Here is a 17,418-nt window from a genome sequence, read left to right as displayed (position 1 = left end):
CAGAACGGACCGTTTTCGCCCCTTCATGGACTGCGCCTTCGGCATCATTGTCCGGCCGCTCGCGCCGGACGCGCTGCCGAACTTCGGGGATTGATTGTCTACTAAATCTCCAATATCGTGGAGTTATGGAGAAACAGGACACCTTGGCCGCGCTCGCCGCACTCTCACAGGAGACGCGTCTCGACATCTTCCGTCTTCTGGTGGAGGCCGGTCCGGAGGGGCGCGCAGTAGGTCGGATCGGCGAGGCTCTCGATCTTCCCTCGGCGACCTTGTCGTTCCACCTCAAGGAGCTGAAGCACGCCGGGCTGGTGACAGTCCGGCGTGAGGGACGCTCGCTCATCTACGCGGCCAGCTTCGACACCATGACAGGCCTGATCGACTACCTGACCCGCCACTGCTGCGCTGGCGATCCGGCAGCCTGCGGGATCGCTCCTCCGACGGCCGCCTCGCGGAAAGAGACCGCATGACCACCACGATCTATCACAACCCGAACTGCGGCACGTCGCGCAACGTGCTGGCGCTGATCCGCAACTCCGGCGAGGAGCCGGAGGTCATCGAATATCTGAAGACCCCGCCCAGCCGCGAGCGGCTCCTGGCGCTGATCGCCGCGATGGGCATTCCGGTCCGCGACCTCCTGCGCCGGAAAGGCACGCCCTACGACGAGCTCGGGCTCGACGATCCGAAGTTCACCGACGACGAGCTGATCGACCTGATGCTGCAGCATCCCATCCTGATCAATCGGCCGATCGTGGAGACACCGCTCGGGACCCGGCTCTGCCGTCCGTCCGAAGCCGTGCTGGAGATCCTGCCCGATCCGCAGCAGGGCGAATTCCGCAAGGAGGATGGCGAGCTCGTCGTGGATGCGCAGGGACGACCTGTAAAGACGAATGATAGCGCCGCCCGATGAGCGACGACACCTACGCTCCCACGGCCGAGGCAATCGCGTCGCCGCCCGCCGGTATTGGCTTCTTCGAGAAGTGGCTCTCCGTCTGGGTCGCCCTGTGCATCGGCGCGGGCCTGCTGATCGGCAATACGTTTCCAGGACTGTTCGAGACACTCGCGGGCCTCGACATCGCGTCCGTCAATCTCGTCGTCGCCGTCCTGATCTGGGCGATGGTCTACCCAATGATGGTGGCGGTCGATTTCGCCAGCCTGTCGCACATCGGCGACCGGCCGAAGGGGCTGCTGCTGACGATCGTGGTGAACTGGCTGATCAAGCCCTTCACCATGGCAGGTCTTGCCGTCCTGTTCTTCGAGGTCCTGTTCGCGGACCTGATCGCACCGGCCGATGCGCAGCAGTACATTGCCGGTCTGATCCTGCTCGGGGCTGCACCTTGCACGGCCATGGTATTCGTCTGGTCGCAGCTGACGCGAGGCGACCCGACCTACACGCTGGTGCAGGTGTCGGTGAACGACATCATCATGATCTTCGCCTTCGCGCCGATCGTGGCGCTGCTGCTCGGCGTCACCGACATCGCGGTGCCGTGGGAGACGCTGATCCTCTCGGTGGGGCTCTACATCCTGATCCCGCTGGCGGCCGGCGCCGCCACGCGCCAGTGGCTCGCACGCGGAAGCCGGGGCGAGGACGCCGAGGCGGCGGTCGCGCGCTTCACGGCGACGGTCAAGCCTGCTTCGGTGATCGGCCTTCTCGCGACGGTCGTGCTCCTCTTCGGCTTTCAGGGGCAGATCATCCTGGAGCAGCCGCTGCTGATCGTGCTGATCGCCATCCCGCTGCTCATCCAGTCCTACGGGATCTTCGCGCTCGCCTATGCGGCCGCATGGGCATGGCGCGTGCCCTTCAACGTCGCGGCCCCGTGCGCGCTCATCGGAACCTCCAACTTCTTCGAGCTCGCGGTCGCGGTCGCGATCAGCCTGTTCGGCCTCCAGTCCGGCGCTGCGCTCGCGACCGTGGTCGGCGTTCTCGTCGAGGTGCCGGTGATGCTGTCCCTCGTCGCCTTCGCCAACCGGACGCGGCATCATTTCCCCGCGGATGCCGGAGGCGCGCGGCATGGCTGATCGTTCCATCCCGATCGAAGACCTGCTGAACATCGACCCGGCGTCGCTCCAGCCGATCGACGTAGCCGCGCTCGCCGGGCCGGGTGCGCCCACGCACCCGCCGCGCATCCTGATGCTCTATGGCTCGCTGCGGGAACGCTCCTACTCGCGCTTCGCCTCGGAGGAGGCGGCGCGCCTGCTCCGCTGGTTCGGCGCCGAAACCCGCACCTTCAATCCTTCCGGTCTGCCGCTGCCGGACGCGGAAGGCCCCGACCACCCGAAGGTCAAGGAGCTGCGTGAGCTCGCGACCTGGGCTGAGGGCATGGTGTGGTGCTCGCCCGAGCGCCATGGCGCGATGACGGGGGTCATGAAGGCGCAGATCGATTGGCTGCCGCTGTCGCTCGGCGGCATCCGGCCCACGCAGGGCAAGACGCTCGCGGTGATGCAGGTCTCGGGCGGATCGCAGAGCTTCAACGCCGTCAACCAGATGCGCATCCTCGGCCGCTGGATGCGCATGGTGACGATCCCCAATCAGTCCTCGGTTGCGAAGGCCTGGGCCGAGTTCGACGACGCCGGGCGGATGCGCCCGTCGCCCTACTACAACCGCATCGTCGACGTGATGGAGGAGCTCGTGAAGTTCACCCATCTCACGCGCGACCGCTCGGCCTGTCTGACCGACCGCTATTCGGAGCGGGTGGAAAGCGCTGAGCAGCTGTCACAGCGCGTCAACCAGCGCTCGACCTGACCGCGTGGCTCACGGAAGGCCGCCGGCCGACGACCTCTCGAAAGAGAAAATGATCGCGGCGGTCATCGCCTGCGCGATCCGCGAGGCCTCCTCCACCGTAAGCGCGCCGGACGCCCCATAGCCTTTCGACCTTCAGCAGATGCGCCGTTTGCCTGACGTTCCGCTGAGTTTTCCGGAGGGTTTGGCATGGGCAAACACGGCGCGGGCGGGGGCGACGGCTGGCGATCTGGGTTCGTGGGGCGGATCGAGGTTCGGGAGAGCGCGACCGGTCGACGGGAGTGGCCGGAGGCGGTGAAGGGGCGGATTGTCCGCGAGAGCCTGGAGCCGGGAGCTTCGGTGAAGGATGTCGCGCACCGACACGGAATCGCGCCGCAGCAGCTGACGACATGGCGGCGGGCCGCGCGGCAAGGTCGGCTGGCGCTGCCGGAGGACCGGTCGCGGAGGACGGCTTCGGCTTTGCGGCATTGGTGGTCGCGGAGGAGCCGACGCCAACGCCAACGCCGAGGATCGAGAGCACCGCGCCGGCGCAGGCCGTGGAGATCGTCGCGGGCGAGATAACGGTCCGTCTCGACGGGGCGACGCCGGCGGTGCGGATCGCGGAGATCGCCGCGGCGCTCGGGGCGCGGCGATGATCACGCCCGGGCAGCGGATGCCGATCGTGATCGCGACGAAGCCGGTGGACTTCCGGCGCGGTCACGACGGGCTGGCGGCGACGGTGCAGCGCGAGCTCGGGCTCGACCCGCATTCCGGGCTGACCGTGATCTTCAGGTCCAAGCGCGGCGACAGGTTGAAGATCCTGGTGTGGGACGGGACTGGGCTCGTGATGATCTACAAGCGTCTCGACGAGGGGCGGTTCGCCTGGCCCGCGGTGAAGGACGGCGTCATGCGCCTGTCGCGGGCGCAGTTTGAGGCGCTACTCGAAGGGCTCGACTGGCGGCGCGTGACGCCGCGGCGGGTGCGGGCGCCGGAGACGGCGGCGTAGCGCCAAGCCACTGACTCTGCTGAGCATTTCAGTTGTCCGTGTCCTTGGCTCTGGTAGTCTGCCGCCATGCCTGCCGCCGAGGACATCACCGAGATCGCCGCGTTGCACGCAGCGCTCGTGGCGGAGCGCGGCGCACTCGCCGCCGAGCGCGCGGCGCGGCTCCACCTCGAGGCGGAGATGGCCGACCAGAAGGCCTATGCGGCGCGGCTGGAGACGCTCCTGCGCGAGATGCGCCGCGCCCGGTTCGGACCGCGCTCGGAGAAGCTCCACCCCGACCAGCTCGCGCTGGCGCTCGAGGAAATCGAGACCGCCATCGCCGAGGCGAAGACCGCTCACGAGAAGCGTCCCTCGGCCGACAAGGCGGCGACGGCGGACTCGTCCAAGCGGCCGAAGCCCAATCGGGCGCTGCCGGCCGACCTGCCGCGCATCGAGCGCGTGATCGAGCCCGAGAACCGGCGCTGCCCCTGCGGCTGCGGAGAGATGGTCAGGATCGGCGAGGACCGGGCACATCGGCTCGACGTCGTGCCGGCGCAGTACCGCGTGCTGGTCACCATCCGCCCCCGCTACGCCTGCCCGAAGGGCCGCGCGGGGGTGGCTCAGGCGCCCGCGCCGGCGCACCTGATCGAAGGCGGTCTGCCGACGGAGGCGCTGATCGCGCATGTCATGGTCGCCAAGTTCTCCGAGCACATGCCCTTGTATCGCCAGAGCCAGGTCCTCGCCCGTCACGGCGTGACGGTGGACCGCTCGACGCTGGCGGACTGGGTGGGCGTCGCCGCCTGGCATCTGCGCCCGATCGTCGACCGGATGGCCGAACTCCTGAAGCGCTCGGGCAAGCTCTACATCGACGAGACCACGATCCCGGTGCTCGACCCCGGCCGCGGCAAGACCAAGACGGGCTATCTCTGGGCTATGGCGCGAGACGACCGACCTTGGGGCGGCGGCGACCCGCCCGGCGTCGTGTTCACCTACGCCCCTGGCCGCGCCGGCGCGCATGCCGAGCGGCTGCTGACAGGCTTCGACGGCGTCCTGCAAGTGGACGGCTACGCCGGCGCCTTACGAAGGACGACCGCGAGGGCGGCCGACCGCTCGTGCTCGCCCAATGCTGGTCGCACGCGCGGCGCAAGCTGATCGACGCCACGCCGAAGGCCGGCTCGCCCGTGGCCGAGGAGGCGCTCCGGCGCATCGCCGCGCTCTACGCCGTCGAGGCGGAAATCCGCGGCCGTGGTCCCGAGGAGCGTCGCGCCGTCCGCCAGGCCCGCTCGAAGCCGCTGGTCGATGCGCTCGGCGCCTGGCTGCGCGCACAGAAGGAGCGTCTCTCCGGCTCCAGCAAGATGGGCGAGGCCGTCCGCTACATCCTCAAGAGCTGGGAGCCGCTCTGCGTCTTCCTCGACGACGGCCGTGTCGAGCTGGACTCGAACAGGGTCGAGAACCTGATCAGGCCCCACGCCCTCACGCGCAAGAATGCGCTCTTCGCAGGCCACGACGAAGGCGCCGAGGCCTGGGCCCGCATCGCTTCGCTGATCGGGACCTGCCGCGTGAACGCGGTGGAGCCCTACGGCTACATGAAGTCGGTGCTCGAGGCGATCGCCGCCGGCCACCCCATGGCGCGCATCGACGAGCTGCTCCCCTGGACCTTTGCCAAACCCGCCGCAAACGCCGCCGCCTGACCGCCAACCGTGGAGGTGGTTTCCAAAGAAGTTTGCAGTCTGGCCTGGAAACCCGCGCCGTAAGCCCGTCAACCCGACACCGCTATGCCGCAAGCGGCGCGCTTACCCTCCACCGTAAGCGAAGCTGGACTTCGACGCACCTCCCCAGGCGCCAGAAGGAACCTCGAGCAAATCCGGTAGTTTTTCTGGATCGGGACGGAACGGGCAGCCGACAAGCAAGCTTCATGGATCAAGTTCTTCAGGCCTTCACCACTGGCGCCGGAATGCTGTGGAAAGCGCTGTGGGCGCTGATCTTCGGCTACATCATCTCCGCCGGCATCCAGGTTCTCGTCACTCGCGAGCAGATGGCCAAGATCCTCGGCGAGCGCGGGCCGAAAGTGGCTGGTATCGCCGGATTCTTTGGCTTCATCTCTTCGTCCTGTTCCTTCGCCGCGCTCGCCGCGTCGCGCTCGGTCCTGGTCAAGGGCGCGCATCCGATGAACTCGATCGCGTTCCTGATCGCGTCGACCAATCTGGTGATCGAGCTCGGCATCGTCCTCTGGGTGCTGCTCGGCTGGAAGTTCACCCTCGCGAACTTTCTGCTCGGCGTGCTGATGATCGTCTACGCCTACATCCTCACGCAGCTCTGGTTCCCCTCGGGCCTCGTCGACCAGGCGAAGGAGCACGGCGAGAACGCCCAGCAAAGCGAGGGAATGGACATGGACCACGGGATGAAGGGCTCGTTCCGCGACAAGCTCGTCTCCCGCAAGGGTTGGCAACGGATCGCCCAGGCGTTCTTCATGGAATGGAAGATGGTCTGGAAGGAGATCCTCCTCGGCTTCACCATCGCCGGCTTCATCTCGGTCTTCGTGCCGCAGAGCTTCTGGAACGCGATCTTCCTCATCGGCGACGGCGGCGCGCAGCAGAGCCCCGGGTTTCTCATCGTGCTTGAGAACGCACTCGTCGCCCCTGTGGTCGCGTTCTTCACCTTTATCGGGTCGATGGGCAACGTGCCGCTGGCGGCGATGCTGTGGTCGCGCGATGCGTCCTTTGGCGGCGTGGTGGCGTTCCTCGGAGCCGACCTCGTGGCGGCGACCGTGATCTGGGTCCACGCCAAGTACTATGGCTGGCGCTACGCTCTCTACCTTTCTGGGCTGCTTTACGTCTGCATGGTCGCGGCGGGCATCACGGTGCACTACCTCTTCGCGCTTCTCGGCATGATCCCGACCGAGCGGCCGTCGCTGCAGGAGATGGTCCGCTTCGCGATCGACTACACCTTCTTCCTGAACCTCGCCTTCCTGGCCGCGGCCGCCGCGCTTCTTTGGCTGCATTTCCGCGGCGGCGGCGAGAGCCGGGAACGCCGCAACCAGCAAGAGCACGAGGCATCCCGCGCCCGCTCTTGAACGAGAAGCTTTCGATCAGAGTCGCACGGCCCTCAGCCTGAGCGCATTGCCGATGACCGAGACGGACGAGAGGCTCATCGCCGCGGCAGCGAACATCGGCGAGATCAGGAGCCCGAAGAACGGATAGAGCAGCCCTGCTGCGATCGGCACGCCGGCCGTGTTGTAGATCATCGCGAAGAAGAGGTTCTGCCGGATGTTTCGCATCGTGGCGAGCGACAGGCGGCGCGCCCTGACGATCCCGCCGAGATCGCCCTTGACCAGGGTGAAGCCAGCGCTCTCGATCGCGACGTCGGCGCCGGTGCCCATGGCGATGCCGACATCAGCCTGAGCCAGCGCTGGCGCATCGTTCACGCCATCCCCGGCCATCGCCACTTTGCGCCCTTCCGCTTGCAGGTCTCGAATGATCCGCGCCTTGTCCTCGGGCAGCACGTCGGCGCGGACCTCGTCGATGCCGAGACGGCCGGCGACCGCGCGAGCCGTCCGCTCGTTGTCGCCCGTCGCCATGACGATCCGGAAGCCGAGCTCATGAAGCGCCTTGAGCGCGGCCGGCGTCGTTTCCTTGACCGGGTCCGCAACGCTCACGAGACCCGCGATCAACCCGTCGACGACGACGAACATGACGGTCTCCCCCTCGTCGCGCCGGGCGTTTGCGGTCTCGGCCGCGGACGGCGCCTCGACCCCGAGCTCCGCTAGCATCTTGGCATTGCCCAAGGCGACCGCCTTCCCGTCGACCACGCCTTTCACGCCCATCCCGGTCACCGCCTCGAAATCGTCGGCCTTGGCGAGCGTCAGGCCGCGCGCCTCGGCACCCCGGACGATGGCCTCCGCCAGGGGGTGCTCGGAGCCCCGCTCGAGGCTTGCCGCCAGGTACAGGATCTCGGCCTCGTCGTGCCCGCTCTCGGGCAGTACGACCGACAGCTCCGGCTTACCCAAGGTCAGGGTTCCAGTCTTGTCGACGATCAGCGTGTCAACCCTGGCGAAGGCTTCGAGCGCTTCCGCGTTCTTGATGAGCACGCCTGCCTGCGCACCGCGCCCCGTCGCCGTCATGATCGACATCGGCGTGGCGAGGCCGAGCGCGCAGGGGCATGCGATGATGAGGACCGCGATCGCAGAGACCAGGGCATAGGCCAGCGCCGGCGCCGGCCCCCAGATCGACCAGGCAATGAACGCGAGAGCCGCAACGGCGATGACGGCCGGCACGAAGTAGCCCGCCACCGCGTCTGCAAGCTTCTGGATCGGGGCGCGCGACCTCTGGGCAGCCGCGACCATCTCCACGATCTGCGCGAGCATCGTGTCCTTGCCGACGCGCCTAGCCTCGATGACCAAACTGCCTGTGCCGTTGATCGTTGCGCCGGTGACCGGGTCACCCGCGACCTTCTCGACCGGGACAGGTTCGCCCGTCAGCATCGACTCGTCCACGGACGATCGCCCCTCGACCACCTCGCCGTCCACCGGCACCTTCTCGCCGGGGCGGACCCGAAGGCGGTCGCCGATCTGCACCTCCTCGAGCGGCACCTCCTCCTCGCGACCGTCGTCGCGGAGCACGCGGGCGCTCTTGGCCGCGAGGTCGAGCAAAGCCCGAATAGCGGACCCCGTCCGCTCGCGCGCCCGCAGCTCGAGGATCTGCCCCAGGAGCACGAGAACCACGATGACCGCGCCGGCCTCGAAATAGACACCGACCTGGCCCGCATGGTCGCGGAAGCCGGCGGGGAACAGACCGGGGGCGATGACGGCGACCACGCTGAAGGCATAGGCCGCGGCGACGCCCATTGCGATCAGGCTGAACATGTTGAGGTTCCTGCTGCGGAAGGACTTCCATCCGCGCACCAGGAATGGCCAGCCGGACCAGAGGATCACCGGCGTGGCCAGGATGAGCTCAAGCCAGCGGGTCACGCGTTCGCCAAGCCAGCTGCCGACCTCGAACCCCACCATCGGCGCCATCGCGATGATGACCAGCGGCGCCGTCAGCACGGCGCCGACCGCAAACCTGCGGGAGAAGTCGACCAGCTCGGGATTCGGGCCCTCGTCACCTGTGGGCACGCCCTTCGGCTCCAGCGCCATGCCGCAGATCGGGCAATCGCCGGGACCGACCTGCTCGATCTCGGGATGCATCGGGCAGGTGTAGATCGTGCCCGCCGGCATCGGCTCCGGCGTCGGCTTGCCCTTCAGGTAAGTCTCGGGCGCCGCGTCGAACTTCTCCTTGCAGCGTCCCGAGCAGAAGTAGAACTTGTCGCCCGCATGCGAGGACAGATGCCTGGCCGTCGCGCGATCGACGGACATCCCGCAAACCGGATCGACGGCTTCGACAAAGTCGCCGGGCGAAGCGGCAAACTTCGAACGGCAGCGCTCCGAGCAGAAGTGGTAGAGATGACCGTCATGCTCGTGGCTGGGGGCGCCTCCGGCCGGGTCCACCGTCATGCCGCAGACCGGATCCCTGACAACATTCGTGGTCACTTCGGCGTCCATCTTCCGTCCTCCGACTGGCTGATTGCGGGAGACCTACGTCTTCCAGTCACTGGAAGGTCAAGAGGTAAAAAATCATTCGGAATAGCGCTTGACCTTCCAGCCAGTGGAAGGCCCATCTGGAGGCAAGCAGGCGTGGTGAGGTATCGGCCATGAACATCGGAGACGTGGCGGAACGCAGCGGGGTCCCGGCGAAGACCATCCGCTATTATGAAGACATCGGTCTCGTCCGGCCCCTGCGGAGCGGGAACGGCTATCGTGATTTTGCGATAGAAGACCTGCACAAGCTGGCATTCCTCGGCCGCGCCCGATCGCTCGGCTTCAGCATCGACGAGTGCCGAACGCTCTTGTCGCTCTACGACGACCGGGAGCGCTCGAGTTCAGATGTCAAGGCGATCGCGCAGAAACATCTCGCCCGGATCGACCGGAAGATATCGGAGCTTCAGGCGCTCAGCGCCACACTTCACGACCTTGTCGTGAACTGTCATGGCGACGACCGGCCTGATTGCCCGATCATGGACGATCTGGCGCGCGCCGGAACGGCCTGAGTGCGCCGGGCAGTTCAACAAATCGCGCATGCGCCGCGCTGGAGATTCGGTCGACCGTAGGATAGTCTGAGACCATGCAGTTGATCGCCCGCTTGATTCTTGTCGCCGTACTCGCCGCGTTCGCGGTGAGCTCGGTTGCGCATGCGGCGGGCTCGGCGGCGATGGCCGCCGACATGGTTGCCTCTGACACCGCGGCCATGGACATGGCGGATTGCGACGCTTGCGCCGATCCTGAGTCCGGCGCCATGGGCATCTCCTGCGACTTCGTCTGCGGAGCGGGCGGTTTCGCGGCCGTGCTTGCGCAGCAATGTGACGCCGTCGCCTTGAGGCCGGGAGCGGCCCCGATGTCTTCGGTGACACGCGACTTCTGCGGTCTCAGCAGCCCGCCAGCCAAAGAACCTCCGCGAATCCTCACCTGATCTGACGCCCGGGCGCACCAGCGCGTCCGGGGCGTCTTGCTGCCCCGTCGGGTCGTTTGCCCCGACGTGCGGCTCGCACCGGCGCCAGTCTTGTTGGCGATCCGGCGGACGACCAGCAGATTCAGTGAGGGTTAGTCATGACCCGGCTTCACATACCGATGCTCTCGCGCCGCGCGTTCGTTACCGGCGCGGCTGCGGGCGCTGCCCTTGTCGGACTGCCGGCAGCAGGGCAGAGCGGCACCGCGCTGCGCGAGATCACCCTCCGCGCCGCTCCTGGCCGCGCCCGCCTTGTTCCCGAACCTCATCCGGAAACACCTTCCTGGTGCTACAACGGAGCGGTGCCGGGCCCGGAGATCCGGATGAAGCAGGGCGAACGTCTTCGCGTGATCGTGGAGAACGCGCTCGACGAGGAGACGACGGTCCACTGGCACGGGGTTCGGGTTCCGAACGCGATGGACGGCGTGCCGCACCTGACGCAGTCACCGATCGCGCCCGGCGACAGCTTCACCTACGAGTTCGACGCCGATGACGCCGGAACGTTCTGGTATCACCCGCACCAGCGCAGCTTCGAGCAGGTCGACCGCGGGCTTCAGGGTGCGCTCGTCGTGGAGGAGCCGAACCCGCCTCGCGTGGACCGCGATATCGTCTGGGTGCTCGACGATTGGCGTCTCACGTCCGCAGCCGAGATATCGGACGATTTCCAGAACTTCCACGACATGAGCCATGCCGGGCGGCTCGGCAACACCGTCACGATCAACGGTCGCGTGCCGGACGTGTTTCCCGTGAGGAGCGGCGAGCGGATGCGGTTGAGGATCATCAACGCCGCCAACGCACGCATCTTCGCACTCGATTTCGAGGGCCATGAGCCGAGTATCATCGCCCTCGATGGCCAGCCGGTTGCATCCCATTCACCTGAGGGCGGGCTCGTCGTTCTGGGTCCCGCCATGCGGGCCGACATCATCCTCGACTGCCACGGCGGGCCGGGGACGCGCGCGACCGTGGTCGACCGTGCCTATCGCGGCGATGAATATCGGGTCGTCGACCTCGCCTACGGCGAGGGGCGGCTTCGTTATGCACCGCCCGACTGGCCGGTGGCGCTTGCACCCAATCCCCTCGCCGAACCCGACATCGCCAAGGCGCGGCGGCACGAGGTGACGTTCAGCGGAGGCATGATGGGCGCGATGGTCGAACGCGAGATGGGGCTCGCTGCGACCGGCGGGATGATGGGCGGCGGCATGATGGGCATGATGCACGACGGAAGCGGCATCTGGCTCATAAACGGCAAGGCCGCCGAGGGGCACCTGCTCGATCCGTTCCTGACGCTGGAACGCGGCGCGAGCCACATCCTCGCGATGACGAATGCCACTGCGTTTCCCCACCCGATGCACCTGCACGGCCACTCCTTCCGGGTGATCCGCCGCAACGGTGCGCCCACTGTGCATCGAGAATGGCAGGATACCGTCCTGATGGCTCCGCGCGAACGGGTGGAGATCGCGTTCGTTGCCGACAATCCCGGCGACTGGATGTTCCACTGCCACATCCTCGAGCACCAGGCCGCGGGGATGATGGGCGTGGTCCGCGTCGCCTGACGCACTTGAAGACAGGACACAACATGAGACGATCACATCATTCTCGGCGTGCCTTTTTGCAGGCCTCCCTTGCAGGTGTGGGCTTCCTCGCGATGCCGCAGCCCCTGCGCGCTGTGGGGCTACGCAAGAACGTGACGGCGCTCGCTTTTGACGGCGACGCGCTGCTCGTCGCGGGCGAAACTCTTTTGCGCAGCAACGATGGCGGCGCCTCCTGGGCGTCTGAACCCGCGTCGGACGCCGGACAAATCCTCGCGTTGGCTACCCATCCCGACCGACCCGGAAGGGTCATTGCCGGCCTTGCCAGAGGAGGCGTCGCCGTCTCGGACGATGGCGGTCGCAACTGGGAAAGGGTGAGTGGAGGACTTCCCGACAAGGCAGTAATCGCGATCGCCGTGGCCGCCGTCCGACCGGACATGGTCTACGCCACGGTCCGCGGCGACGGGCTCTGGCAGAGCGAGGACGCCGGACGGTCATGGAGGTTTGTGATGGATCGGCCGTGGCTGGCGGATGCCGAACGCGATCCGATGGCACTCGCCTCGGTCGATCTCGCCACGGGCATGGGGGGCATCTGGATCTATGCCGGGACCGAGGTAGGCCTGACGCGCGTGCCGGACTGCTTCTGCCGCTGGCAGGACGTCCAGCCCGGAGGTGCGATGGACGCGTTGGCTTCCGGTGCCGCGCCACCTTCCGAGGCTCCGCTCCCGACAGGCGAGCCAATCCATGCGCTGGCCAGCGCGCCTTCCGCGCCCGAAACGCTCTACGCCGCCCTGCCGTCAGGCGTGTGGACCTCCCGCGACGGCGGCGTCGTCTGGTCGCACCTCGCGGACGGGTTCGCCTCCGCAGTGGCGGTGCACCCGGCCAATCCTGACCACATCATCGCTGCGCTGGATGGCGGCCTGAAGCAGAGCCGCGACGGCGGCATCACCTGGTCCGCGCTCGCGACCATCTGAAGGAGTTCACCATGAAGAACGCTCTTGCATTCACCTCGATGGCAGCCGTCGCGGTCGCTGGGGGCATCGCCTTCGCCACCTTGTCATCGGCACAGGATTCGGGTCGGCCGACCACTGCTGATGCCGCCGCCGTGGAACAGGCGGTGCCCTCGAAACAGATCACGATCTGGCGCGACCCGAGCTGCGGATGCTGTGACGCCTATGCCGAGTACCTTGAGGAGAACGGCTATCACGTGACCCGCATTGACGACCCGAATTTCGACCGGCGCTCCGTCGAGGCCGGCGTGCCGGAGCAGGGACTCGGCTGCCACCTCGCCGAGATCGACGGCTACTACGTCAGCGGGCTCGTGCCAGCGGAGATCATCGAGCGGCTGGTGACCGAGCGTCCGGAAGTTGCCGGGATTACACTTCCCGGCATGCCGCCGAACGCCCCCGGCATGGCGCCCGAAAAGACCGGCACGTTGAAGACCTACGCCTTCGGCGAGGGCGGGGTCACCGTCTATTCCAATGAGTGAGTGCATGATGGGAATGATGGAAGGGCCCATGATGGGTCTCATGATGGCAGGCGGCGGTCTTATTCTACTGCTTGTCCTCGCAGTCCTGGTCCTCAGCCTCGTGGCGCTGGTGAAATACCTGCGGGGGCCGAGATGAAGCGCAAAGCGACCGTCCTCTTCGGCGCCGCTGTTGCGGGCCTGGTGGCCATCGCCGCGCTTGCGCAACAACAGGGTAGCGAGGCGCGCGCGGAAGGCCTGACCTTCCTCGGGGAGCCCGTGACGGCGGACGAAATCGCCCTTGGGCAGGAACTCTATGCGGCGAACTGCGCGTCGTGCCACGGTGCCAATCTCGAGGGACAACCGGACTGGAAGCGCCGGCTCGACACCGGGAGGATGCCCGCGCCGCCGCATGACGAGAGTGGCCACACCTGGCATCATTCGGACCAGGACCTGTTCACGATCACCAAGCTCGGGGTCGGCGGCGTCGTGCCCGGCTACGAAAGCGATATGCCCGCGTTCGAAGGCGTGTTGACGGACGAAGAGATCCGGGCGGTGCTCGCCTACATCAAGAGCACCTGGCCCGCGCGTCAGCGCGCCTTCCAGGCCGAAATCACGGCGAATGACGAGGGCGGGACATGAGCGCGGATGTCGAGCAAGAGCCTCGGCGCCGGGGGAGTCGGCTGCTCCTGCTTTTGCCGGTAGCGGTGTTCGGCCTGTTGGGCGCGGCGTTCTACTGGGGCCTCTGGAACAACAACGACCGGTTGCCCTCGACGCTGATCGGAAAACCGGTCCCGGAGTTCGCGCTCCCGCCCATCGAAGGGCGGCAGGACGGCCTGTCCTCGGCGGACCTGCAGGGCCAGGTTTCCCTCGTCAATCTGTGGGCATCGTGGTGCGTCCCCTGCCGCACGGAGAACCCGCTTCTCGTGGAATTAGCCGAAGCAGGCGCCGTCCCGATCTACGGGATCAACTACAAGGACGATCCCGAAGAGGCGCTGGCTTTCCTTGAAGAGCTTGGCGACCCCTTCACCCGGATTGGGGCCGACCGGAACGGGCGCGTTTCCATTGACTGGGGCGTCTACGGCATCCCGGAAACCTACGTGATCGATGCCGAGGGCCGGATCGCCCACAAGCATGTCGGCGCGTTCAACCGGCAAATGCTGGAAGAAGACATCCTGCCCGTGGTGCGAAGACTGCAACAGGAGGCCGGGCAGTGAGACGTCGACATTTCCTGACCGGCGCGATGGCGCTGGCGGCCGGGCCGGCCTTCGCGCGGCCGGTGATGCGGCTCCATGACGAACCGCGGCCGATGCCTGCGCCGCCCTTCGTCGATGGCGCCGGGCGCAACTTGAAACTGGACGATTTCCGCGGACGGGTCGTGCTCCTGAACATCTGGGCCACCTGGTGTGCGCCTTGCCGCGAGGAGATGCCGACGCTCGACGCGCTTCAGGCGCGCCTCGGCGGGCCGGACTTCCACGTCTTGCCGCTGTCGATCGATCGGGCGGGGCTCGAGCCCGTGCGCCGCTTCTACGAGGAGATCGGCATTCGCCACCTCGACATGTACCTCGCCGACGACCTTCGCGCGATGCTCGCCTTCGCCGTGGTGGGGCTGCCGACGACGATCCTGATCGACCGCGCGGGGCTCGAGCGCGGTCGCCTTGCCGGCCCGGCCGAATGGGACAGCCCTGAAGCCGTCGCCCAAATCCAATCCCTCATCAACGAAAGGAGCCATTAGACCATGCCCGAGACGACGATCATGCCCGCAACACGACGTGCGGTCCCGCTGCGACTGCCGCTGGGCCGTCGAGGCCTGATGCTCGCCGCGATGGCGCTGATCGGCGCAGGTCTCGCCCTCAACTGGGGCTGGCTCACCGCCGTGGGCGCGGCGCCACTGATCCTGAGCCTCGCGCCTTGCGCCGTCATGTGCGGGCTGGGGCTCTGCATGATGCGCGGCTCGAAATCTTGCGCGAGCAAGACCAATCCGGCCGGAGAGCCGGACCTGACGAGGGAATGACCGAAACCTGAAGGAGATGATGATGAATACCACACGTAAGCTCTGCTTCGCCGCGACCGCTCTGGCAGCACTCCTGACCACGGCCGCCCTCGCGCAGGAGGCCGGGGACCAGACGTCCGATCAGATGATGCAGAACCAGGACGCCCTGCCCGGCAACATGATGGGCGGGGACATGTCAGGGATGCAGGGCAGGATGCCGATGATGCAGATGATGCAGCAGATGGGACCGATGATGGAGGCCTGCACGGAGATGATGCAGGCCATGACGGACCAGATGCAGGCGCCCGAAGCCGAGCCGCAGGACGGCTGACCCATCACCCGCCCGGGCCCCGGCCCGGGCGGGCCACTGCCTGAGTTGGAACGATGATCGAGAACACCAGAGCGCACCGTCTACGGCGCGCCCGGCTCGTGATCTGGGCCGGCGCGGCAGCTCTCCTGCTCTCGGCAGGTGGCGCGCTGACGTTGCGCGCGTACTTGGCGCCACAAGCACCCCAGGCGACGTCCGTCGGAGAGGCGGATATTCGCTCCGAGTTCTCGCTGATCGACCACACAGGCCGCGCCGTGACCGAGGCTGATTTCGCCGGGCGCTGGCAGCTCGTCTTCTTCGGCTTCACGCACTGTCCGGACATCTGTCCGACGACATTGGCGTACATGGGGAGCGTTCTCGATCTACTTGGTCCTGAAGCAGAACGGGTGGCGCCGCTCTTCATCACGGTCGATCCGGCGCGCGACACCGTCCCGGTGATGGCCGAATATGTCTCCGCGTTCCATCCCCGCCTCGTCGGTCTGACCGGCACCGAGGCGCAGGTGGCCGACGCAGCGCAAGCTTTCCGCACCTGGTACGAGCGGGTCGAGGAGGAGACTGCGCCCGGCGGTTACATGATGGCGCATGCCGGCCACATCTATCTGATGGATCCTGACGGGCGGTTCGAGGCTGTCTTCCAGGAACGTGACCAGCCGCCCGAGGTCGTCGCCGAGGAAATCCTCATGCAGATCGAAAAGGAAGAACGGCAGGGATGAAGTTGCTCGTCGCCTCCCTATTCGCCTTAGCCATCCCGATGGTCGCACAGGCCGAGATCATTGTCACCGATCCTTGGGCCCGCGCCAGCGTTCTCGTCTCGCGGCCAGGCGCCGCCTACCTGACCCTGACCAGCGATGAGCCCGATCGGTTGCTCGAAGTGACGAGTCCGGTAGCCGGACACGTCATGCTCCACGGGGTCGAGACCGATGCTGCGGGCGTGAGCCGTATGGTGCAAATCGAAGGACTGGACGTTTCCCCCGGCACACCAGTGACGCTCGCCCCAGGCAGCTCGCATCTGATGCTGATGGACCTCTCGCGGAAACTCGAGGAGGGCGAGAGCTTCCCCATGACGCTGGTCTTCGAGGCCGCGGGCAAGCTGACGGTGGAGGTCCCAGTCCTCGGCCCCGGCGCGATGGCCCCCATGGAGGAACGGCCATGAGATCAGTAATCTTCCTCACGGCGCTGCTTCTTGCCGGCCCGTCCCTCGCTGACCATCCAGAAGACCGGCTCGACGAGGTCGTGGCGGCGAAGGAGCGCGCTTTCGAGGCCACGGATGTCCGGCGTCCGCCGGAACTCGACGTTGTCGATGGTTCCGGCGAACCGTTCGATCTTGGCCGTCTCTCGGGTCAGATAGTCGTCCTGAGCTTCGCACCCGAAGGCTGTGGGGCGCCCTGCGCCGCGCAGCAGGCGCTGCTCGCTCGGGTCCGGGAGGCGGTGAACGTCACACCGATGCGCGACATGGTTACGTTTGTTGCGGTTGCCGAGGCCGGCGACGGCGGCGAGAAGCCGGCCGCGTCAAACCTCATCACCGTCGAAGCGTCCAACGACTCCACGGCCGCTTCCTTGGCGGCACGCTTTGCCGACCTTTCCTCCCGCGAAGGGATCAGCCCGCAGGCCCATGTGCTCGACCGCGGCGGACGTCACGCCGGCATCTTCCATGGTGAGGAGTTCGGCTATTTCAACATGGTTCTCTACATCAACGGCTTGAGCAACGCCCGCCGGCCGGAGCCAGGTCTTCTGGATCGTGTCCTGGGGCTGATCAGATGACGAGCGCGGCCGTTCATGGAGCATCCCCACCAGACTGGCTCCTGGTTCTCCGGAGATACGTGCTGTTCTCGGCCGTCGCACATCTGGTCTGGGAGATCGGCCACA

21 protein-coding genes and 2 pseudogenes are annotated in these 17,418 nt (G+C 66.9%); 22 read left to right on the top strand and 1 reads right to left on the bottom strand.

Features of this window, described 5'->3' with window-relative positions; all coding sequences use genetic code 11:
* The first annotated feature begins 125 nt into the window (after positions 1 to 125).
* The 9 genes and pseudogenes from JM664_RS11095 to JM664_RS11055 all read left to right on the top strand — a co-directional run bounded on the left by JM664_RS11095 (position 126) and on the right by JM664_RS11055 (position 6,771).
* Positions 126 to 467: an ArsR/SmtB family transcription factor gene (locus tag JM664_RS11095; RefSeq protein ID WP_227419995.1), complete on the top strand. Its 342-nt coding sequence runs from the start codon at positions 126 to 128 to the stop codon at positions 465 to 467.
* Positions 464 to 907 (top strand): arsenate reductase (glutaredoxin), encoded by a 444-nt coding sequence (gene arsC, locus JM664_RS11090; RefSeq protein ID WP_227419994.1) that lies wholly within the window; start codon positions 464 to 466, stop codon positions 905 to 907. Before JM664_RS11095 ends, arsC begins: the two co-directional genes overlap by 4 nt.
* Complete coding sequence (arsB, locus tag JM664_RS11085; protein ID WP_227419993.1) at positions 904 to 2,016, top strand: ACR3 family arsenite efflux transporter; 1,113 nt, start codon at positions 904 to 906, stop codon at positions 2,014 to 2,016. Before arsC ends, arsB begins: the two co-directional genes overlap by 4 nt.
* Positions 2,009 to 2,740, top strand: coding sequence for an arsenical resistance protein ArsH (arsH, locus tag JM664_RS11080; RefSeq protein WP_227419992.1), 732 nt, complete (start codon positions 2,009 to 2,011; stop codon positions 2,738 to 2,740). Before arsB ends, arsH begins: the two co-directional genes overlap by 8 nt.
* A gap of 186 nt (positions 2,741 to 2,926) precedes the next feature.
* A pseudogene (locus JM664_RS11075) lies at positions 2,927 to 3,112 on the top strand (transposase); the annotation flags it as partial.
* A gap of 14 nt (positions 3,113 to 3,126) precedes the next feature.
* Positions 3,127 to 3,372 carry a hypothetical protein gene (locus JM664_RS11070; RefSeq protein ID WP_227420102.1) on the top strand — a complete coding sequence of 82 codons (246 nt, stop codon included), beginning with the start codon at positions 3,127 to 3,129 and terminating at the stop codon, positions 3,370 to 3,372.
* Positions 3,369 to 3,722 (top strand): IS66 family insertion sequence element accessory protein TnpB, encoded by a 354-nt coding sequence (gene tnpB / locus JM664_RS11065; RefSeq protein ID WP_227419991.1) that lies wholly within the window; start codon positions 3,369 to 3,371, stop codon positions 3,720 to 3,722. The genes JM664_RS11070 and tnpB overlap by 4 nt, the downstream gene beginning before the upstream one ends.
* Positions 3,723 to 3,788: 66 nt before the next feature.
* Positions 3,789 to 5,389: pseudogene (tnpC, locus tag JM664_RS11060) on the top strand (IS66 family transposase).
* 224 nt (positions 5,390 to 5,613) lie between these two features.
* Positions 5,614 to 6,771 (top strand): permease, encoded by a 1,158-nt coding sequence (locus JM664_RS11055; protein WP_227419990.1) that lies wholly within the window; start codon positions 5,614 to 5,616, stop codon positions 6,769 to 6,771.
* Positions 6,772 to 6,786: 15 nt separating this feature from the next.
* Here the strand turns inward: JM664_RS11055 and JM664_RS11050 are convergent, their stop codons facing one another.
* Positions 6,787 to 9,237: a heavy metal translocating P-type ATPase gene (locus JM664_RS11050; RefSeq protein ID WP_227419989.1), complete on the bottom strand. Its 2,451-nt coding sequence runs from the start codon at positions 9,235 to 9,237 to the stop codon at positions 6,787 to 6,789.
* 149 nt (positions 9,238 to 9,386) lie between these two features.
* On the opposite strand from JM664_RS11050, the gene cueR reads away from it, so the two are divergent.
* The 13 genes from cueR (at position 9,387) to JM664_RS10985 (ending at position 17,313) form a co-directional block, all read left to right on the top strand.
* A complete protein-coding gene (cueR, locus tag JM664_RS11045) occupies positions 9,387 to 9,782 on the top strand; it encodes a Cu(I)-responsive transcriptional regulator (RefSeq protein WP_227419988.1) in 396 nt (131 codons plus the stop codon).
* A 74-nt stretch (positions 9,783 to 9,856) separates the two neighbouring features.
* A complete protein-coding gene (locus tag JM664_RS11040; protein WP_227419987.1) occupies positions 9,857 to 10,201 on the top strand; it encodes a hypothetical protein in 345 nt (114 codons plus the stop codon).
* A gap of 137 nt (positions 10,202 to 10,338) precedes the next feature.
* Entirely contained in the window at positions 10,339 to 11,790 is a 1,452-nt protein-coding gene (locus JM664_RS11035) for a multicopper oxidase family protein (RefSeq protein WP_227419986.1), read from the top strand.
* Between the two features lie 92 nt (positions 11,791 to 11,882).
* Complete coding sequence (locus JM664_RS11030) at positions 11,883 to 12,740, top strand: WD40/YVTN/BNR-like repeat-containing protein (RefSeq protein ID WP_227419985.1); 858 nt, start codon at positions 11,883 to 11,885, stop codon at positions 12,738 to 12,740.
* An 11-nt stretch (positions 12,741 to 12,751) separates the two neighbouring features.
* The gene (locus JM664_RS11025; RefSeq protein ID WP_406675793.1) at positions 12,752 to 13,255 is read left to right on the top strand and encodes a DUF411 domain-containing protein; all 504 of its coding nucleotides are present in this window, start codon (positions 12,752 to 12,754) and stop codon (positions 13,253 to 13,255) included.
* Positions 13,256 to 13,387: 132 nt separating this feature from the next.
* Positions 13,388 to 13,873 carry a c-type cytochrome gene (locus JM664_RS11020; protein ID WP_227419984.1) on the top strand — a complete coding sequence of 162 codons (486 nt, stop codon included), beginning with the start codon at positions 13,388 to 13,390 and terminating at the stop codon, positions 13,871 to 13,873.
* Positions 13,870 to 14,448: a DsbE family thiol:disulfide interchange protein gene (locus JM664_RS11015; protein WP_227419983.1), complete on the top strand. Its 579-nt coding sequence runs from the start codon at positions 13,870 to 13,872 to the stop codon at positions 14,446 to 14,448. The genes JM664_RS11020 and JM664_RS11015 overlap by 4 nt, the downstream gene beginning before the upstream one ends.
* Entirely contained in the window at positions 14,445 to 14,966 is a 522-nt protein-coding gene (locus JM664_RS11010; protein ID WP_227419982.1) for a TlpA family protein disulfide reductase, read from the top strand. The genes JM664_RS11015 and JM664_RS11010 overlap by 4 nt, the downstream gene beginning before the upstream one ends.
* Positions 14,967 to 14,969: 3 nt before the next feature.
* Positions 14,970 to 15,245 (top strand): hypothetical protein, encoded by a 276-nt coding sequence (locus tag JM664_RS11005; RefSeq protein ID WP_227419981.1) that lies wholly within the window; start codon positions 14,970 to 14,972, stop codon positions 15,243 to 15,245.
* Positions 15,246 to 15,267: 22 nt separating this feature from the next.
* Entirely contained in the window at positions 15,268 to 15,555 is a 288-nt protein-coding gene (locus tag JM664_RS11000; protein WP_227419980.1) for a hypothetical protein, read from the top strand.
* Positions 15,556 to 15,608: 53 nt separating this feature from the next.
* A complete protein-coding gene (locus tag JM664_RS10995) occupies positions 15,609 to 16,265 on the top strand; it encodes an SCO family protein (RefSeq protein WP_227419979.1) in 657 nt (218 codons plus the stop codon).
* A complete protein-coding gene (locus JM664_RS10990) occupies positions 16,262 to 16,705 on the top strand; it encodes a copper chaperone PCu(A)C (protein ID WP_227419978.1) in 444 nt (147 codons plus the stop codon). The genes JM664_RS10995 and JM664_RS10990 overlap by 4 nt, the downstream gene beginning before the upstream one ends.
* Before the next feature lie 80 nt (positions 16,706 to 16,785).
* Positions 16,786 to 17,313 (top strand): cytochrome-c oxidase, encoded by a 528-nt coding sequence (locus tag JM664_RS10985; RefSeq protein WP_227419977.1) that lies wholly within the window; start codon positions 16,786 to 16,788, stop codon positions 17,311 to 17,313.
* Positions 17,314 to 17,418: the final 105 nt, after the last annotated feature.

The sequence above is a fragment of the Roseitranquillus sediminis genome (assembly GCF_016918935.1).
Classification (GTDB): Bacteria; Pseudomonadota; Alphaproteobacteria; order Rhodobacterales; family Rhodobacteraceae; genus Roseitranquillus; species Roseitranquillus sediminis.
This window is presented reverse-complemented; position numbering and strand designations above follow the sequence as displayed.

Bases quoted from the DNA above. Each gene is read 5' to 3' on its own strand.
- JM664_RS11030 (WP_227419985.1), top strand. From the start codon at position 11,883: ATGCCGCAGCCCCTGCGCGCTGTGGGGCTACGCAAGAACGTGACGGCG.
- JM664_RS11095 (WP_227419995.1), top strand. From the start codon at position 126: ATGGAGAAACAGGACACCTTGGCCGCGCTCGCCGCACTCTCACAGGAG.
- JM664_RS11025 (WP_406675793.1), top strand. From the start codon at position 12,752: ATGAAGAACGCTCTTGCATTCACCTCGATGGCAGCCGTCGCGGTCGCT.
- JM664_RS11015 (WP_227419983.1), top strand. From the start codon at position 13,870: ATGAGCGCGGATGTCGAGCAAGAGCCTCGGCGCCGGGGGAGTCGGCTG.
- arsH (WP_227419992.1), top strand. From the start codon at position 2,009: ATGGCTGATCGTTCCATCCCGATCGAAGACCTGCTGAACATCGACCCG.
- JM664_RS11020 (WP_227419984.1), top strand. From the start codon at position 13,388: ATGAAGCGCAAAGCGACCGTCCTCTTCGGCGCCGCTGTTGCGGGCCTG.
- arsB (WP_227419993.1), top strand. From the start codon at position 904: ATGAGCGACGACACCTACGCTCCCACGGCCGAGGCAATCGCGTCGCCG.
- JM664_RS11040 (WP_227419987.1), top strand. From the start codon at position 9,857: ATGCAGTTGATCGCCCGCTTGATTCTTGTCGCCGTACTCGCCGCGTTC.
- JM664_RS11070 (WP_227420102.1), top strand. From the start codon at position 3,127: ATGGCGGCGGGCCGCGCGGCAAGGTCGGCTGGCGCTGCCGGAGGACCG.
- JM664_RS10990 (WP_227419978.1), top strand. From the start codon at position 16,262: ATGAAGTTGCTCGTCGCCTCCCTATTCGCCTTAGCCATCCCGATGGTC.
- cueR (WP_227419988.1), top strand. From the start codon at position 9,387: ATGAACATCGGAGACGTGGCGGAACGCAGCGGGGTCCCGGCGAAGACC.
- JM664_RS11035 (WP_227419986.1), top strand. From the start codon at position 10,339: ATGACCCGGCTTCACATACCGATGCTCTCGCGCCGCGCGTTCGTTACC.
- JM664_RS10995 (WP_227419979.1), top strand. From the start codon at position 15,609: ATGATCGAGAACACCAGAGCGCACCGTCTACGGCGCGCCCGGCTCGTG.
- JM664_RS11005 (WP_227419981.1), top strand. From the start codon at position 14,970: ATGCCCGAGACGACGATCATGCCCGCAACACGACGTGCGGTCCCGCTG.
- JM664_RS11000 (WP_227419980.1), top strand. From the start codon at position 15,268: ATGAATACCACACGTAAGCTCTGCTTCGCCGCGACCGCTCTGGCAGCA.
- tnpB (WP_227419991.1), top strand. From the start codon at position 3,369: ATGATCACGCCCGGGCAGCGGATGCCGATCGTGATCGCGACGAAGCCG.
- JM664_RS11055 (WP_227419990.1), top strand. From the start codon at position 5,614: ATGGATCAAGTTCTTCAGGCCTTCACCACTGGCGCCGGAATGCTGTGG.
- JM664_RS11050 (WP_227419989.1), bottom strand. From the start codon at position 9,237: ATGGACGCCGAAGTGACCACGAATGTTGTCAGGGATCCGGTCTGCGGC.
- arsC (WP_227419994.1), top strand. From the start codon at position 464: ATGACCACCACGATCTATCACAACCCGAACTGCGGCACGTCGCGCAAC.